We start from the raw sequence: 17,107 nt of genomic DNA on the forward strand, positions 1-17,107 counted from the left end.
GGTCGCCCCCCATGGATCGGCAGCCGCGATGGCATTCAATCACTTACCAGCAGGCGCGCACGACGCCTTAAGAGCATTGTCCGTCACTCCGGTGACACACTCGGTGCCGATGGCCTCCAATCAACCGCCGCCGGATGCGGGTGCGCGACCCTCCCCGGGCATGGTCCTCGACCGGCTCGCCAGGGGAGAGATCCGCGCTACGCGCATCACCCATACGGAGCACTTGCCCCCACGGATCGGCAGCCATGCCGACTGGCCCGTATCTATCCGTACGGAAGTGATCGACGCCATCCGTACCGCCGGCATCGAGCGCCCCTGGAGTCACCAAGCCCGCACGGCGGAGCACGCGTTGCGCGGCGAGTCCGTCATCGTCGCCACCGGCACCGCTTCCGGAAAGTCGCTCGCGTATCTCGCCCCCGTGCTGTCGGGACTGCTGGACGGTTCCGAGGCGCCCAACGGGCGGGGGACGACCGCGCTGTACCTCGCTCCGACCAAGGCGCTCGCCGCCGACCAGCGGCGCGCCGTGCGCGACCTGGCGGCGCCGCTGGGCACCGCGATCCGGCCCGCCGTCTACGACGGCGACACGCCGGTCGAAGAACGCGAATGGGTGCGTCAGTACGGCAATTACGTCCTCACCAACCCCGACATGCTGCACCGCGGCATCCTCCCGGCCCATCCCCGCTGGTCCTCCTTCCTGCGCGCGCTGCGCTACGTGGTCATCGACGAGTGCCACACCTACCGCGGCGTTTTCGGGTCGCACGTCGCGCAGGTGATACGCCGGCTGCGCCGGGTCTGCGCGCGCTACGGCTCCGAACCGGTCTTCCTGCTGGCCTCCGCCACCTCCGCCGAGCCGGCCGAATCCGCCGCCCGGCTCATCGGCCGGCCGGTCGTGCAGATCACCGAGGACACCTCGCCGCGCGGAGAGGTCGTCTTCGCCCTGTGGGAGCCGCCGCTGACGGACCTGCACGGCGAGCAGGGCGCGCCCGTCCGCCGCACCGCCACCGCCGAGACCGCCGACCTGCTCACCGACCTCGCCGTACAGGGCGTCCGCAGCGTCGCCTTCGTCCGCTCCCGGCGCGGCGCCGAGCTGATCGCCCTGATCGCCCAGGAACGGCTGGCCGAGGTCGACCGGTCGCTCCCGAGCCGGGTCGCGGCGTACCGGGGCGGCTATCTCCCCGAGGAGCGCCGCGCCCTGGAGCGCGCCCTGCACACCGGCGACCTCCTCGGGCTCGCCGCCACCACGGCACTCGAACTGGGCATCGACGTCTCCGGCCTGGACGCCGTCCTCATCGCGGGCTATCCCGGCACCCGCGCGTCCCTGTGGCAGCAGGCGGGCCGCGCGGGCCGGGCCGGCCAGGGCGCGCTCGCCGTACTCGTCGCCCGCGACGACCCCCTGGACACCTACCTCGTCCACCATCCCGAAGCCCTCTTCTCCCAGCCGGTCGAGTCGACCGTCCTCGACCCCGACAATCCGTACGTCCTCTGGCCCCACCTGTGCGCCGCCGCGGCGGAGATCCCGCTCGGGGAGGAGGACTTGGCCCTCTTCGGTCCGGAGGCCCCCGACGTGCTCGCGGGCCTGGAACGCCGCCGGCTGCTGCGCCGCCGCGGAAAGTCCTGGTACTGGACCCGCCGCGAACGCGCCGCCGACCTCACCGACATCCGCGGCCAGGGCGGCTCCCCCGTTCAGGTCGTGGAGGCCGCCACCGGCCGGCTGCTGGGCACGGTGGACGAGGCCGCCGCGCACTCCACCGTCCACGAGGGCGCGGTTCACCTGCACATGGGCCGTACGTACGTCGTGCAGCACCTGGACCTGGAGGACAGCGTCGCCCTGGTCGAGGAGTCCACACCGCCGTGGTCCACGACCGCCCGCGACACCACGGCCATCTCCATCCTGGAGACCGACACCGAGGTGCCGTGGGGGGACGCGCGCCTGTGCTTCGGCTCCGTCGAGGTCACCAACCAGGTCGTCTCCTTCCTGCGCCGCAAACTGATCACGGGCGAAGTGCTCGGCGAGACCAAACTCGACCTCCCGCCGCGTACGCTGCGCACCCGCGCCGTGTGGTGGACGATGACCGAGGACCAGCTCGACGCGGCCCGGGTCAATCCGGAACAGCTGGGCGGCGCCCTGCACGCCGCCGAACACGCCTCCATCGGCATCCTTCCGCTCTTCGCCACCTGCGACCGCTGGGACATCGGCGGCGTCTCCGTCCCGCTGCACCCCGACACGCTGCTGCCCACGGTCTTCGTCTATGACGGCCACCCCGGCGGCGCGGGCTTCGCGGAACGCGCCTTCCACACCGCGGCCGAGTGGCTCACCGCCACCCGCAAGGCCATCGCCTCCTGCGAGTGCGACGCCGGCTGCCCGTCCTGCATCCAGTCCCCCAAGTGCGGCAACGGCAACGAACCACTCCACAAGCGGGGCGCCGTCCGCTTGCTGACGGAGCTGGTGCGGGGGGCGACCGAGGCGGCCGGTGCCGGGGACGGTTCCGGGGCGGACGAGGCGGGTGCCGGGGCGACCTAGGCGGGCGCCGCTGGCGTCGGCGCCGGCTGATCTCGGGGCGGGGGTGCCCCGGTCGGGTTCAGGGGTGCGTCCGCCGGTCCCGCCCGGGAGCGGATGCGCGGGGCGAACGGTCCCGCGCGGGCCTCGGCCGAGACGTCCGCGACGGCCGCCCGCACCGTGCACCGCACCAGCCGGGCTCCCTGCGCCACCGCGACCCGACGGGCCGCGCCACATGCCTCCGCCTCTCCGTACACACTCCGCGCCGACGCGGCGAGTGCCGCCATGTCCGCAGCCGCTCCTGCCCTGTGACGGGCGATCACCGCCTGCCCCAGCGCGATCACCACGGCGAACACCGCACACAGCGCCATGGTGCTCACGGCCGCCCAAACCGTCGCGGAGCCCCTGTCTCCCCGCCGTCTCCGCAGCTCACCGCTGCACCGTCTCGGCAGTCCGCCGCTGCTCCTGCGCGACTCACCGCCCCACCGTCTCCTCAGCAAGAGCGACCGCCTCCCCTCTGAGCGTCATGGCCAGCGGCCCCAGCGCCGGAGCCGCCGCCTCGACACGTACGCGCACCAGGTCGCCCTCCCGTCGCAGCGCCACCCGCGCCCCGCGCGGGGCGGCCGCCCGGGCCGCTGCCAGCGTGGTGCCCGCGGGCTCCGAACGTGCCGCGGCCCTGGCCCCGGCACGGGCCGCGTCCACGCACTGGATCTGCGCGCACGCCGCCATCAGCCCCCACAGGAGCATGGCCACGAACAGCACCAGCGTCGGAATCACCACCGCCGCCTCGGCCGTCACCATCCCCCGGTCGGAAGCCGCCTTCAGCGACACGGCTGTCGGCTTCAGCGACCCGGCCGTCGGCTCGGTGGCCCCGCCGACCGGGTCAGACCTGGACATGGAGCGCCTTGCCGATCACCGAGCTCAGGGCCGAGCTCACCGCCCCACTCGTCACGACCTTGAAGAGCACCGCGGCGAACGCACAGGCCGCCAGCGTTCCCATGGCGTACTCGGCCGTCGTCATCCCGCGGTCCAGCCTCTGCCGCAACGCGGTACGCCGACGCCGACCCCACTCGCCGTTCCAAGAACGTGCGGCCCGGCGCCTCGCCGCCAGCCGCCCTGCCACCTTCCTGTAGTCGAGACACGAGGCAGCCCAGGAGGCCCACCCCGCGGGCCCGCCGGCCACCGTCACCCGATCCCGGCCGCCCCCGGCAGCCGTTGTCGCCCCGGCCCCGGCCCTCGCCTCGCGTACGGCACTGCCGGCCGCGGCCGCCCACGCGGGCACGGCAGTTCGCTCTGCCGGCGGCGCGGCAGTCCCCTGCCCGCCCGTCGTCGCGATGTCCAACGCCTTCTCGGACGGCGTCGTCGGCTGTCCGGACGGCTTACGTGCTGCGGTTGTCATGAGATCCCCCTGATGATCTGACAGTTGCTCAGTTCGTTGTGTGTCGGTTTCGTTGGTTTTGTTCTTGCTTTGCTCGTTGGCTCTGTTCGGGGCTGTGGCGAGTGAGCGGCGACGTCGCTCGTCTCACATGCGAGGCAGCAGGTCCTGGGCCAAGCCGACGAGGACCGGGGCCACCCCGACCGTCAGGAAGGCCGGCAGGAAGCACACCGCCAGCGGCAGGGTCACGAGCACACCCGCCTTGCGCGCCGCTTCAGTTGCCGCGCGACCCCACTCGGACCGCAGGTCCGCCGCGATCCGTGAGACCGACTCGACGGCCGGCACGCCGGATATTCCGGCGCGCGCCAGGCAGCGCCCCAGCTCCCGCGCTCCCGGAAGCTCCGCGCACCGCCCCCAGCTCGCGGCCGCCTCGCCCCCGAGGCGCAGCTCCGCCGCGGTCTGGCGCAGCCGCTCGCCGACCGGTCCGCGCAGGGACCCGCCCACCGCGGCCGCCGCTTCGCCGGGGCTCGCCCCCGCCGCGAGGCAGCCGGCCAGCAGATCGGCCGCGGTGGCCAGTTGCTCCCGTACGGCGGCCTCCGCCGCGCGGGCGGCGGAGCGGGCCCGGCCCCGGCGCCGACGGCCTCGCGTGGCGCACGCGCCCACGGCCCCCAGTACGGCTCCGACGACCCCGCCGGTCAGGGCAAGGCCGACACCCGCCGCGGCGGCCACCACGACCCACTCCCGAACGGCTTCGTTCTGCTGCTCCGGGCGGACGCGCCTCTCCGAGCCGTCACGCAGCCCGCGGCGGGCTGCGCCGCGCGCTGTCGAGGTGCGGGCCGCCGTCCCAGCGGCTGAGAAAATACGGGTCGCGCGGCGTCGTACGGCGGCCGTGAGAGCGACCCGGCGGATGACCAATGCCGTACAGACCAAGATAGTCGCGAGCGCGGAAACAATCCCCAGGCTGTGGATAACTTTGGCGGTCATCGGTCTGCCCGCCCCTCCGCCGTGCGGACGATGCGGCCCGTCCAGAGCACCCCGGCCCACTCCAGCAGCCCGCCGACCGCCAGGCAGGCCCAGCCGACCGGCGTGTGCAGTAGCACGTGGAGCGGGTCCGCTCCCAGCGCGCTGCCCATCAGCAGTCCGAAGGCCGGGAGGAGGGCGAGCATCAAGGCCGTCGTGCGCGCTCCCGCCAACTGGGCTTGCAGTTCGGACTGTTGATGCCGCTCCGCCCGGAGTCCCGCCGTGATGCGCTCGATGCCCGCGGCGAGCCCGACGCCGCCCTGCACGGCCACCTGCCAGCAGGCGGCCACGCCCGTCAGTCCCTCCGCGCCCGGCAGCCGCGCCGCCTCGCGCAGCGCACCCGGCACGTCCCCGCCGAACCGCGCCGCCGCCAGCACCGCGTCCCCCGCACTGCCCAGTCCGGCCGGCCCCGCCCGGCCCTCCTCACCGGCCAGCACCAGGGCCTGACCCGGCTGGCAGCCCGCACGCAGCTCGGCGGCGACCGCCGCGCAGAACGCGATCACGTCGTCGCGACGGCGGTCGCGTTCCCGTTGCGCGGCGCGGCCGGTCAGCCAACGGTGCGCGACCGGCATCGCCAGCGCCCCGAGAGCCATCGGCAGCAACGACCGGCCCAGGAGACCCAGTACGGCCCCGATGGGCAGGCACCACAGGGCGTGCCCCAACTGCACCGACCGAGCGACCACCCACGTCCGGCATCTGCGGATCGCTCGCTCGCCGTACGCCCAGCGACGCCCCGTACGCGGCCACTGCCCGGCGCCCGGTCGCCGTACGGCATCCCCGGGGCTTGCGGCCTCCCCGCCTGCCAGCAGCAGCCGCGCGCGCCGCAGGGAATTGTCCCGGCCGCCGGCCGTCCAGAGGCCGGCCCCCGCGCACAGCAGTGCCGCGCACACCGGCGTCATCGCCTCCGTCGCCACCTCCCCGCTCATGGCATGTCCCCGTTCACGTCGTCTCCCCCGTGCGTGGCGCTTCCCCGGTCGCAGAGGGCGGCCAGGCGGGCCCAGCCCTCGGCCCGCCGGAAGCCAGTTGGATGCCAGACCGCGGCCGGTGTGGTGGTGACCAGGCCCGAGGGGGCGCGGTCGAGGACGTGGATCTCGGCGATGCGCCGGTGGCCCGTGCGATCGCGTACGAGGTGCAGTACGACCGAGAGCGCGGCGGCCAGCTGGCTGTGCAGGGCCGCGCGGTCCAGCCCGGCGGTCGAGCCGAGCGCTTCCAGCCGGGCCGGTACGTCGGCGGCGGCGTTCGCGTGCACAGTGCCGCAGCCGCCCTCGTGGCCGGTGTTGAGCGCGGCCAGCAGCTCCGTCACCTCCGGGCCGCGCACCTCGCCGACCACCAGCCGGTCCGGACGCATGCGCAGCGCCTGGCGCACCAGGTCCCGCAGCGTGACCAGCCCGACGCCCTCCTGGTTCGCCGGGCGGGCCTCCAGTCGTACGACGTGTGGGTGGTCCGGCCGCAGCTCCGCGGAGTCCTCGGCCAGGACGATCCGCTCGTCCCGCCCCACCAGGCCCAGCAGGGCGCTCAGCAGTGTGGTCTTGCCGCTGCCCGTGCCGCCACTGACCAGGAAGGACAGCCGGGCGGCCAGGACCGACCGCAGCAGCCGGTCGCCGCCCGGCGGCACCGTGCCCGCCGCGACGAGCTCTTCCAGCGTGAACGCCTTCGGACGCAGCACCCGCAGCGAAAGACAGGTCGAGCCGACCGCCACGGGTGGCAGTACGGCGTGCAGCCGGGTCCCGTCGGGCAGCCGTGCGTCCACCCAGGGATGCGCGTCGTCCAGGCGCCGCCCGGCCACCGCGGCCAGGCGCTGGGCGAGCCTGCGGACGGCCGCGGCATCGGGGAAGCGCACGTCCGTGCGCCGGAGTCCGCCACCGCGGTCGACCCAGACCTCGTCGGGCGCGGTGACCAGTACGTCCGTCACCTCGGGCGCGGCGAGCAGCGGCTCCAGGGGGCCGCTGCCGACCATCTCGGAGCGCAGCGCGGCCACGACGCCCAGCACCTCGGCGTCGCCGAGCAGCCGTCCTTCCTCGCGCAGCGCCACGGCCACCCGGGCGGGCGTCGGCTCGGCACCGGCCCGGGCGAGTCTCAGGCGTACAGCCTCCAGGAGCCTCTCCCCCGCGCCACCGCGCGTCCCGGCCCCCAAGCCGTCCGTGCCGGGCCCGGGCTCGGTCCCGGGCGGCTCCGCCACGCCGACCGGCTTCGCCGGGCCGGGCGCGCCCCTCGCTCCCGGAAAGCCATGCGCTTCGGTAAGACCGCGCCTCGCGCTGAGGCCACGCGCCCCGGTGAGGGCCGTCGGCCGGATCGGCCTCCCCCGCCCGGCACCGGTGTCCCGCAGGGCTTCCTTCCGCACTCCGCCGAAACCGTTCATGAGACGGCCTCCTCGCCGTCCTCCGAGCGGGACCGCGAAGCCCCCGCCGTGCCCGCAAGACCGCCGCACCGTGAGGTCCCCGCGCTGCCGGATGTACTGGACTCCGGGCCGCCCAGCGCCCGTCCCCAGAACTCCGTGCAGAACCGGGCCAGTGGTTCCCTTGCGTGCGCGCCCGGTGGGGCGCCGCGGGCGAGCGAGTCCGCGAGGTGGGGGTCCCAGGGCAGGGTGCCGACCAGGGGGAGGGAGAGCAGCCGGGCCGGCTCGGCCTCCGGCAGCCCGGGGCCCGGCGTCTCGCGGACCACCACGCGCAGGTCGCGCAGGGCCGCTCGGGCAGGGGCCGCGACGCGCCGGGCCGCCACCGTCGCGCGCAGTTCGGCGGGGACCAGCAGCAGTCCGACGTCGATCTGGGCGAGCGCTTCGGACACGGCTTCGTCGAGATGGCGCGGCAGGTCGACCACCACGACGCCGCCGCGCCTGCGGGCCGCCGACATCACCGCGCGCATCGCCGGCGGCGGGATCGCCACCGAGTCCCCGCGGTCCCAGCTCAGCACGCGCAGCGAATGGAGGTACGGCAGGGACTCGGCCAGGGCGCCGCCGCCGACCCGGCCGCGGGACTCGGCGAAGGCGGGCCAGCGCAGGCCCTTCTCCCGCTCGCCGCCGAGCAGTACGTCCAGGCCGCCGCCCAGCGGGTCGGCGTCGATCAGTATCGTCCGGTGCCCCTGTCGCGCGGCGGTCACCGCCAGGGCGCAGGCGAGGGTGCTCGCGCCGGCGCCGCCCCGGCCGCCGAGCACGCCCACCGTGAGCGCCGGACGCCGGTCGCCCTCCACCGCGTCCGCGATCCGGTCGACCAGCCAGCTCTCGCCGTCCGGCAGTCCGAGGACGCGCTCGGCGCCGATCTCGACGGCCTGCTCCCACACTCGGGTGTCCTGGGCGTCCCGTCCGATGAGGACCACGCCCGCCCTGCGGCCGGCGCCCCACAGCCGGTGGACGCAGTCCTCCCCGACGATCACCAACGGAGCCGACTCCCAGCCCGCGGCCCGGACGCTGCCTCCGTGCGCCACGGCCGGCAGCGTGCCCGCCGCCGCGCAGAGTCTGAGGAGATCGTCGAGGAGGCTTTCGTCCTCCGTGACGATCAACGGTCCGGGCTCTTGCGGGCCCCGGTCCATACGATCCAAATCGTTGCTTCCGGCCACGTTCCGTCCCCCTGTCGCTACACAACTCGCACATCCGCGAACTTCGCGGACTTTCACGGTGCAGCGATCCGGGAAATCTCGTGGATCTTGGTCGAAAACTGTGGACAACTACTGAGGCTGTGAATATCCCGGTCACCTATACCGGCGACTATGGAAAACTTCCTGAGAGCAGTCTTCTGATTACGGTAAGTTACGAACGAGGGGCGCAGCAGCGCCCGGCGATCGATCGCCGAAGGAAGTTCAGGAAGCAGTCCCCGGGGTCCGAAAACGGGTCCGGACATGCGACGACCCCCGCCGGGGGGGAGAGCGGGGGTCGTCCCCACGGCCGACTCGGGGGGGGAGGAGTCGGGCCGGGTTAGCACGGTCGCGAACGATCCGTGACTTCCATGGTGTACCCGAGAGCCTTCTCAGGCAAACCCACGCGCCACACCTTACGCCGAATGGTGCCCCCCTATGCTCGCCTTGTGGAAAACCGAAGCTCGCTTCCTTCAGCACCCCACTCAGCGCCTCGGGCGGCCGCGTTCTTCGACCTGGACAAGACAGTCATTGCTAAGTCGAGCACGCTGACCTTCAGCAAGTCGTTCTACCGAGGTGGCCTGATCAATCGACGGGCCGCACTGCGCACCGCGTACGCCCAGTTCGTCTTCCTGGCGGGCGGCGCGGACCACGACCAGATGGAGCGGATGCGGGAGTACCTCTCCACGCTCTGCCGTGGGTGGGACGTGGCGCAGGTACGGGAAATCGTCGCCGAGACCCTCCACGACCTGATCGACCCGCTCATCTACGACGAGGCGGCGTCCCTCATCGAGGAGCACCACACCGCGGGCCGCGACGTCGTCATCGTCTCCACCTCGGGAGCCGAGGTGGTCGAGCCGATCGGTGAGCTGCTCGGCGCCGACCGGGTGGTGGCCACGCGCATGGTCGTCGGCGAGGACGGCCGCTTCACGGGCGAGATCGAGTACTACGCCTACGGCCCCACCAAGGCCGAGGCGATCCGGGAGCTCGCCGCTTCCGAGGGGTACGACCTCGCGCGTTGCTACGCGTACAGCGACTCGGCGACCGACGTACCGATGCTGGAGACCATCGGCCATCCGCACGCGGTCAACCCCGACCGCGCGCTGCGCCGGGAGGCCGCGACCCGCGGCTGGCCCACGCTGGCCTTCAACCGGCCGGTGCGCCTGAAGCAGCGGATCCCGACGCTCGCCATGCCGCCACGGCCGGCGCTGGTCGCCGTCGCGGTGGGCGCGGCCGCGGCCACCGCGGGCCTGGTCTGGTACGCCAGCCGGCGGCGCGGCACGCCGGCGCGCGCCCTCTCCGCCTGAGGCGTCCCCCCCCCGCGCGCCTCCTAGCGCCTCCCAGCCGGAGCCGAGCCCCTACAGGCGCCCGAATCACCCCCGTTTGAAGGCAAAAGTAAAGATGTGTGGTGAGGGGTTCCGCTTACCGGACAGCAGGAGTACAAAGGAATTAACGGCCCGCGAGACCAAGGATTCTCCGAGAGGAGCACCTTCAACGCAGTAGGCCCCACGGACCGAGCATGAACGTCGGGCACCCACGCGACGCCGACCCGTCGATTACGGGCCAGCCGCACCAGGTAAGGACAAAGTCTCCGACCTGTCGGCAACTATCGTGCACGCATTGGTAACTCGGCGAGAGTGCAACGCGGCGGTACCGAGCAGGACCAGGTACCGCCGCAACCCTTGTCCGGGCCCCTGAAGGCCAGGCCCGTTGGCCGCCCGAAGGCCCGTCCTGTGCAGCCCCTCGTGGGCCGTACTGCGCAGCGCCTCGAAGGCCCGTGTTACGCAGCGCCTCGCTGCAGCGCCTCGCACACCGCCGTGCTCTCGCGTGCGCCCAGCTCGACCGCGCGCCCGCAGTGCGCGATCCAGGCCGCCATTCCCTCCGGGGTGCCGGACACGTAGTTCTCCAGGGCCGCGACGTACGCCGCCCGGCCCAGCTCCGCGTGGCCGACCTCCGACGGGGAGATCGACTTCGGGTCGAGGCCGCTGCCGATCAGGACGATACGTTCCGCCGTGCGCGCCACCAGGCCGTTGCAGGACCCGAAGGGGCGCAGCGCGAGCAGCTCGCCGTGCACCACCGCGGCCGTGACCAGCGCCGGCGCCTTGGTACCGGACAGCACCAGACGGGCCAGCCCGTCCAGCCGGCCGGCCACCTCCTCGGCATCCGGGAGCGGCAGCTCGATCAGCGGCTCGGTCACCGGCTCGCCCGCCAGCCGGGGCCGGCCCACGCTCTCATCGGGCGCGTCGCCGCCCGCCGCAACCAGGTGCAGCCGGGCCAGCACCCGAAGCGGCGACTGCCGCCACACACTCAGGAGCTGCCCCGCCTCGGTCGACAGGCGCAGCGCCGCACCCACGGTGCGCGCCTCGCCGTCACCACTGAAGTCCGTGCGCCTGCGCACCTCCTCCAGCGCCCAGTCGGCGCCGGACAGCGCCGCCGAGCCGCGCGCGCTGCGCAGGGCAGCCTCCGCGGTGACCTCGTTGCTGCGGCGCCGCATGATCCGGTGCCCGTAGACCCGGTCGATGCTCTTGCGTACGGAGTCCACGCTGTCGGCGACTCCGGGGAGCGAGGCGAGGGTCGCGAGCGGGTCGGCTGTCGTACTCATGGGGACGACCCTACGCACCACAAGGGCACACCCCTCGTTGGAGTGGTCTTCTTCACGTAAACCCCTCACGTAAGGCGATTCCGCAATTACGCTTCGTGAACATGAAGATCGCTTTCGTGGGCAAGGGCGGCAGTGGCAAGACCACGCTGTCCTCGCTGTTCATCCGTCACCTCGCCGCCACCGCCACGCCCGTGATCGCGGTGGACGCCGACATCAACCAGCATTTGGGGGCCGCGCTCGGCCTGGACGAGGACCAGGCCGCCGCGCTTCCCGCGATGGGCGCCCATCTCCCGCTCATCAAGGACTACTTGCGCGGCGACAACCCGCGCATCGCGTCCGCCGACACGATGATCAAGACGACGCCTCCCGGTGCGGGTTCGCGGCTGCTACGGGTCGTCGAGGACAACCCGGTGTACGCCGCCTGTGCACGGGACGTACGCCTCGACGACCGCACGGTCCGGCTGCTGGCCACCGGGCCGTTCACCGAGTCCGACCTCGGCGTGGCCTGCTACCACTCCAAGGTCGGCGCGGTGGAGCTGTGCCTGAACCACCTGGTGGACGGCCGCCAGGAGTACGTGGTCGTCGACATGACGGCCGGCTCGGACTCGTTCGCCTCCGGGATGTTCACCCGCTTCGACCTGACCTTCCTGGTGGCCGAGCCGACCCGTAAGGGCGTCGCCGTCTACCGCCAGTACAAGGAGTACGCGCGCGACTTCGGTGTCGAGCTGAGGGTGGTCGGCAACAAGGTGCAGGGCCCGGACGACCTCGCCTTCCTGCGCGAGCAGGTGGGCGACGACCTGCTCGTGACGGTCGGCCACTCCGACTGGGTGCGGGCCATGGAGAAGGGCAGGCCCGCACCCTTCGTGGAGCTGGAGGACGCCAACCACGAGGCGCTGCGCACGCTGCACGCCACCGCCGACGCCGCATACGAAGGACGCGACTGGGAGCGCTACACCCGGCAGATGGTGCACTTCCACCTGAAGAACGCCGAGAGCTGGGGCAACAGCAAGACGGGGGCCGACCTGACGTCCCAGGTGGACCCCGGGTTCGTACTCTCCGAAGGCATGGCCACGACCGCGCCGCAGCCCGCCTGACGGCCGCGCGGCGGCCCGCAGCGGATGCTTGCCGGTATGTCACAGGGGGCCGGGCCCGCGGTCCGATGCCGCGCCCGGCCCCGCGGCAGACGCACGCCGGACGACCGCTCCCGCATTCACCTGATAGGCGGAACCACCAGCCCATTTGCCTGTCATGGCTTCTCCGTGGCCGGACGCGACATTACGGTTCCTTTACCGACACTGGAGAGTCACCGGACCGTCACCCACCACGACGCACCCCGGCCGGCTCAGCCCCCGCAGTACACCGCCGCCCCACGACCGCGCCCCGTAGCGCGGCCGCGTCGCCCCGGAGGAGACGGGAATGCCGCAGCCTTACGCACCCGAGCCGGCCACGCCGGGGTCCCAGGACCCCCGTGACGCACAGCAGGACCACGACCGTCAGCGGCCCGCCGGAAAGCCGTCCGGGCCCTTCCATCGCCTTTCCCCGGGGGCCTGGCGCCACGATCTGGGCGCCTCCTTCGTCATCTTCCTGATCGCCATCCCCCTCTCGCTCGGCATCGCGCTGGCCACTGGTGCGCCGCCGCAGGCCGGACTCGTCGCCGCGGCCGTCGGCGGCCTCGTCGCGGGCTTGCTCGGCGGCGCCCCGCTCCAGGTCAGCGGCGCCGCCACCGGCCTCCTCATCGTCACCGCCGACCTCGTGCAACGGTACGGCTGGCGGGCGACCTGCGCCATCACGGTGCTGGCCGGGCTGACCCAGCTCGCCCTGGGCGCGCTCCGGGTGGCCCGCGCGGCCCTCGCCATCAGCCCGGCGATCGTCCACGGCATGCTCGCGGGCATCGGCGTGACCATCGCGCTCGGCCAGCTGCACGTGGTGCTCGGCGGCGGCGCCAACAGCTCCTCGCTCGCCAACATCGCCGCGCTGCCGGGCCAGTTGGCCGGGCTGCACGGCGCCTCCGTACTGATCGGCGCGGTCACCGTCGCCGTACTGGCCGGCTGGCCGCGCCTGCCCGGACGGACGGGGCGCGCGCTGCGCAGGATTCCCGCGCCGCTGCCCGCTGTCGCCACGGCCACCGCCATGAGCGCGGGCTTCTCGGTGCCCCGGGTCGAGCTGCCCTCGTGGACCGCGCCTGCACTGCCCGCACTCCCGGACACGCCGCTGCTCGGCCTGGTGGCGGCCGTCCTGACGGTCACCCTGGTGGCGAGCATGGAGTCGCTGCTGTCCGCGGTCGCGGTCGACAAACTGGCCGCCGAGCAGCCGGGCCCCGGCCCCGGGCGCACCCACCTGGACCGTGAACTGGCCGGTCAGGGCGTGTCGAACGTCCTCTCCGGGCTGCTGGGCGGCCTCCCCGTGGCCGGCGGCGCGATCCGCGGCTCGGCGAACGTGAAGGCGGGCGCGACAGGGCGTGCGTCGACGGTGCTGCACGGCGTGTGGGTGGTGCTCTGCGCCGGGCTGTTCGCCGGCGCGCTGGAGCTGATCCCACTGGCCGCGCTCGCCGCCCTGGTGATGCTCGTCGGCGTACGGATGGTGAGCTTCGCGCACATCCGGCACGTCCAGCGGCACCGCGAATTCCCGGTCTACGCCGTCACCCTGGGCGGCGTGGTGGTCTTCGGAGTACTGCAGGGGGTCGGGCTCGGCATCGCCGTCGCCGTCTTCCTGGCGCTGCGCCGGCTCACCCACACCCGCGTCTCCGTCATCGAGGACGGCGGCCGGCACCAGGTGCGCGTCAGCGGCCAGTTGACGTTCCTGGCCGTGCCGCGGCTGGCCCGCGCGCTCGCCCAGGTGCCCGTGACGGCCCATGCGGTGATCGAGCTGTACGGCTCCTTCATGGACCACGCCGCCTATGAAGCGCTGCAGTCCTGGACGAGCGCGCACCGGGCGCGCGGCGGCGAGGTCACCCTCGGGGGACGCGGCGGCAGGCCGATCGGGGAGCCGTCCGGCACACACGCCTGCCGTCCCTGGACCCCGTGGCGCAACCACCACTGCACCCGGACCGCGCGGCCCGCCGGTACGGCCGAGGGGCAGCTCCTGGGCGGCGGCCAGCTGCTCGGCGGGGTCAGCGCCTTCCAGCGGCATACGGCGCCACTGGTCCGCGAGGAGCTGGCGCGGCTCGCCCGGGAGGGCCAGCGGCCCACCAATCTCTTTCTGACCTGCGCCGATTCCCGCCTCGTCACGAGCATGATCACGTCGAGCGGTCCGGGCGACCTCTTCACCGTGCGCAACATCGGCAATCTGATGCCGCCGCCGGGCACGGAGGCCGCCTGCGACTCCGTGGGCGCCGCCATCGAGTACGCCGTCGACGTGCTGAAGGTCGGCTCGATCACCGTGTGCGGGCATTCGGGCTGCGGCGCGATGCAGGCGCTCCTCGCCTCGGACCGCCACGAGCCCGGCGCGCAGACCCCGCTCGCGCGCTGGCTGCGCCACGGCCGCCCCAGCCTGGACCGGATGGCACGGCCGGAAGGCGCGGACGTCAGCCTCGCCGACCGGCCGGTCGCCGACGACCTGGAGCGCCTGGCGCTCGTCAACGTCATGCAGCAGCTCGACCACCTGATGACGCATCAGTGCGTGGCCCGCCGGGTGGCCGAGGGTTCGCTGTCGCTGCACGGCATGTACTTCCACGTCGGCGAGGCGCAGGCGTACGTACTGGAGCACGGCTCCGACCGTTTCTCGGCCGTACGGCCCGAAGCAACGCCGGTCGCACCGGTCACGGCGTAATACGCCACGAGCGATATCCGGCGGCACCGCCGTGACCTGCGACGACTCTCCACCCGGTCAACTCCCGGACCGAAGTCACCCGGAAGGTTGATGATCATGTAAAGGTCTACACCAATTTTTATCAACAGCCCTTGTCAGGGCAGCCCATCGGCTGATGAGCTATGGCACGGGACAACCGGACGCCCTGAGACTGGGAGATGCCGTGAGCAACGAAAGCCTGGCCAACCTGATGAAGGAGGAGCGGCGGTTCGCGCCGCCCGCCGACCTGGCCGCCGACGCCAATGTCAAGGCGGTGGCGTACGAACAGGCAGCGGCGGACCGGCTGGGCTTCTGGGCCGAGCAGGCGAAGCGTCTGAGCTGGGACACCGCGCCCACCCAGACGCTGGACTGGTCCAACGCGCCCTTCGCGAAGTGGTTCGCCGACGGCAAGCTCAACGTCGCGTACAACTGCGTGGACCGGCACGTGGAGAACGGCCTGGGCGACCGGGTGGCCATCCACTTCGAGGGCGAGCCCGGCGACACCCGGGCCATCACCTACGCCGAGCTGCAGCGCGAGGTCTCCAAGGCCGCCAACGCGCTGACCGCGCTGGGCGTCGAGGCCGGCGACCGGGTCGCGATCTACCTGCCGATGATCCCGGAGACGGTCATCGCCATGCTGGCCTGTGCCCGGCTGGGCGCGCCGCACTCGGTGGTCTTCGGCGGCTTCTCCGCCGACGCGCTGGCCACCCGCATCAAGGACGCGGACGCCCGCGTCGTGATCACCTCCGACGGCGGTTACCGCCGCGGCAAGCCCTCCGCGCTCAAGCCCGCCGTCGACGAGGCGCTGACCAAGCCCGGCACGGAGAACGTCCGCAACGTCCTCGTGGTCCGCCGCACCGGCCAGGACACCGCCTGGATGGAGGGCCGGGACGTCTGGTGGCACGAGCTCGTCGAGCAGCAGAGCGACCAGCACACCCCGCAGGCGTTCGACGCCGAGCACCCGCTGTTCATCCTGTACACCTCGGGCACGACGGGTAAGCCCAAGGGCATCCTGCACACCACGGGCGGCTACCTCACCCAGGTCTCCTACACCCACCATGCGGTCTTCGACCTCAAGCCCGAGACCGACGTCTACTGGTGCACCGCCGACGTCGGCTGGGTGACCGGCCACTCGTACATCACCTACGGCCCGCTCTCGAACGGCGCGACCGAGGTGCTCTACGAGGGCACGCCCGACACCCCGCACCAGGGCCGCTGGTGGGAGATCGTCCAGAAGTACGGCGTGACGATCCTCTACACGGCGCCGACCGCGATCCGCGCCGCCATGAAGTGGGGCGACGACATCCCCGCCAAGTTCGACCTGTCGAGCCTGCGCGTGCTGGGCTCGGTCGGCGAGCCGATCAACCCCGAGGCATGGGTCTGGTACCGCAAGCACATCGGCGGCGACCGGACGCCGGTCGTGGACACCTGGTGGCAGACCGAGACCGGCGGCATCATGCTCAGCCCGCTGCCGGGCGTCACGACCGCCAAGCCCGGCTCCGCGCAGGTCCCGCTGCCCGGCATCGCGGCGACCGTGGTCGACGACGCCGCGAACGAGGTGCCGGACGGCGCCGGCGGCTACCTGGTACTGACCGAGCCGTGGCCGTCCATGCTGCGCACCATCTGGGGCGACGACCAGCGCTACCTCGACACGTACTGGTCCCGCTTCGAGGGCAAGTACTTCGCGGGCGACGGCGCGAAGAAGGACGAGGACGGCGACATCTGGCTGCTGGGCCGGGTGGACGACGTCATGCTGGTCTCCGGCCACAACATCTCCACCACCGAGGTCGAGTCCGCGCTGGTCTCGCACCCGAAGGTGGCCGAGGCGGCCGTCGTGGGCGCCACCGACCCGCAGACCACCCAGTCCATCTGCGCCTTCGTGATCCTGCGCGGCGGCGCCGAGCAGGACGAGGCGCTGGTGAACGAGCTGCGGGCGCACGTCGCCCAGAGCCTGGGCCCGATCGCCAAGCCCAAGCGCATCCTGCCGGTCGCGGAGCTGCCCAAGACCCGCTCCGGCAAGATCATGCGTCGGCTGCTGCGCGACGTCGCGGAGAACCGTGACCTGGGCGACGTCTCGACCCTGACCGACTCCTCGGTCATGGACCTGATCCAGACCCAGCTGCCGAGCGCGCCGAGCGAGGACTGACCGGTACGACGCACAGAGGGGGGGGGGGGGGGGGGGGGGGGGGGGGGAGGGGGGGGGGGGGGGGGGGGGGGGGAAGGGGAGGGGGGGGGGGGGGCGGGGGAGGGGGCGACGAGC

General features: G+C 73.1%; 13 protein-coding genes. 5 read left to right on the plus strand and 8 right to left on the minus strand.

What is annotated here, in order from left to right; translation table 11 throughout:
* Positions 1-28: 28 nt before the first annotated feature.
* Positions 29-2,521, plus strand: coding sequence for a DEAD/DEAH box helicase (locus tag ACZ4MH_RS28630; protein WP_351598954.1), 2,493 nt, complete (start codon positions 29-31; stop codon positions 2,519-2,521).
* Here ACZ4MH_RS28630 and ACZ4MH_RS28635 read toward each other — a convergent pair.
* The 7 genes from ACZ4MH_RS28635 to ssd all read right to left on the minus strand — a co-directional run bounded on the left by ACZ4MH_RS28635 (position 2,518) and on the right by ssd (position 8,417).
* The gene (locus ACZ4MH_RS28635; RefSeq protein ID WP_467754752.1) at positions 2,518-2,868 is read right to left on the minus strand and encodes an Rv3654c family TadE-like protein; all 351 of its coding nucleotides are present in this window, start codon (positions 2,866-2,868) and stop codon (positions 2,518-2,520) included. The two genes, ACZ4MH_RS28630 and ACZ4MH_RS28635, sit on opposite strands and share 4 nt — an antisense overlap.
* 103 nt (positions 2,869-2,971) lie before the next feature.
* Positions 2,972-3,298 carry a TadE family type IV pilus minor pilin gene (locus ACZ4MH_RS28640; protein WP_467754753.1) on the minus strand — a complete coding sequence of 109 codons (327 nt, stop codon included), beginning with the start codon at positions 3,296-3,298 and terminating at the stop codon, positions 2,972-2,974.
* 82 nt (positions 3,299-3,380) lie between these two features.
* On the minus strand, positions 3,381-3,608 hold the full coding sequence (locus ACZ4MH_RS28645; protein WP_467754754.1) for a DUF4244 domain-containing protein: 228 nt from the start codon (positions 3,606-3,608) through the stop codon (positions 3,381-3,383).
* 411 nt (positions 3,609-4,019) lie between these two features.
* Entirely contained in the window at positions 4,020-4,604 is a 585-nt protein-coding gene (locus ACZ4MH_RS28650) for a type II secretion system F family protein (RefSeq protein WP_467754749.1), read from the minus strand.
* Between the two features lie 248 nt (positions 4,605-4,852).
* Positions 4,853-5,818, minus strand: a complete 966-nt coding sequence (locus ACZ4MH_RS28655; protein WP_351601884.1) for a type II secretion system F family protein — start codon at positions 5,816-5,818, stop codon at positions 4,853-4,855.
* Positions 5,815-7,026, minus strand: coding sequence for a TadA family conjugal transfer-associated ATPase (locus ACZ4MH_RS28660; protein ID WP_351601890.1), 1,212 nt, complete (start codon positions 7,024-7,026; stop codon positions 5,815-5,817). Before ACZ4MH_RS28660 ends, ACZ4MH_RS28655 begins: the two co-directional genes overlap by 4 nt.
* A 221-nt stretch (positions 7,027-7,247) precedes the next feature.
* Positions 7,248-8,417, minus strand: coding sequence for a septum site-determining protein Ssd (gene ssd / locus ACZ4MH_RS28665; protein WP_351601881.1), 1,170 nt, complete (start codon positions 8,415-8,417; stop codon positions 7,248-7,250).
* 467 nt (positions 8,418-8,884) lie between these two features.
* On the opposite strand from ssd, the gene ACZ4MH_RS28670 reads away from it, so the two are divergent.
* Entirely contained in the window at positions 8,885-9,766 is an 882-nt protein-coding gene (locus ACZ4MH_RS28670; RefSeq protein ID WP_467754750.1) for an HAD family hydrolase, read from the plus strand.
* 473 nt (positions 9,767-10,239) lie between these two features.
* Here the strand turns inward: ACZ4MH_RS28670 and ACZ4MH_RS28675 are convergent, their stop codons facing one another.
* Complete coding sequence (locus ACZ4MH_RS28675) at positions 10,240-11,061, minus strand: Fic family protein (protein WP_351601468.1); 822 nt, start codon at positions 11,059-11,061, stop codon at positions 10,240-10,242.
* A 101-nt stretch (positions 11,062-11,162) separates the two neighbouring features.
* Here ACZ4MH_RS28675 and ACZ4MH_RS28680 point away from each other — a divergent pair, with 101 nt between their 5' ends.
* The 3 genes from ACZ4MH_RS28680 (at position 11,163) to acs (ending at position 16,993) form a co-directional block, all read left to right on the plus strand.
* A complete protein-coding gene (locus tag ACZ4MH_RS28680; RefSeq protein WP_351601465.1) occupies positions 11,163-12,155 on the plus strand; it encodes an ATP-binding protein in 993 nt (330 codons plus the stop codon).
* 322 nt (positions 12,156-12,477) lie between these two features.
* On the plus strand, positions 12,478-14,829 hold the full coding sequence (locus ACZ4MH_RS28685) for a SulP family inorganic anion transporter (RefSeq protein ID WP_351601461.1): 2,352 nt from the start codon (positions 12,478-12,480) through the stop codon (positions 14,827-14,829).
* A gap of 202 nt (positions 14,830-15,031) precedes the next feature.
* Positions 15,032-16,993 (plus strand): acetate--CoA ligase, encoded by a 1,962-nt coding sequence (gene acs, locus ACZ4MH_RS28690; protein WP_351601458.1) that lies wholly within the window; start codon positions 15,032-15,034, stop codon positions 16,991-16,993.
* The last annotated feature ends 114 nt before the right edge of the window (positions 16,994-17,107 follow it).

The sequence above is a fragment of the Streptomyces sp. NPDC026301 genome (assembly GCF_055567935.1).

Bases quoted from the DNA above. Each gene is read 5' to 3' on its own strand.
- ACZ4MH_RS28635 (WP_467754752.1), bottom strand. From the start codon at position 2,868: ATGGCGCTGTGTGCGGTGTTCGCCGTGGTGATCGCGCTGGGGCAGGCG.
- ACZ4MH_RS28680 (WP_351601465.1), top strand. From the start codon at position 11,163: ATGAAGATCGCTTTCGTGGGCAAGGGCGGCAGTGGCAAGACCACGCTG.
- ACZ4MH_RS28670 (WP_467754750.1), top strand. From the start codon at position 8,885: ATGGTGCCCCCCTATGCTCGCCTTGTGGAAAACCGAAGCTCGCTTCCT.
- ACZ4MH_RS28640 (WP_467754753.1), bottom strand. From the start codon at position 3,298: ATGGTGACGGCCGAGGCGGCGGTGGTGATTCCGACGCTGGTGCTGTTC.
- ACZ4MH_RS28630 (WP_351598954.1), top strand. From the start codon at position 29: ATGGCATTCAATCACTTACCAGCAGGCGCGCACGACGCCTTAAGAGCA.
- ACZ4MH_RS28685 (WP_351601461.1), top strand. From the start codon at position 12,478: ATGCCGCAGCCTTACGCACCCGAGCCGGCCACGCCGGGGTCCCAGGAC.
- ACZ4MH_RS28655 (WP_351601884.1), bottom strand. From the start codon at position 5,818: ATGAGCGGGGAGGTGGCGACGGAGGCGATGACGCCGGTGTGCGCGGCA.
- ssd (WP_351601881.1), bottom strand. From the start codon at position 8,417: ATGGACCGGGGCCCGCAAGAGCCCGGACCGTTGATCGTCACGGAGGAC.
- ACZ4MH_RS28675 (WP_351601468.1), bottom strand. From the start codon at position 11,061: ATGAGTACGACAGCCGACCCGCTCGCGACCCTCGCCTCGCTCCCCGGA.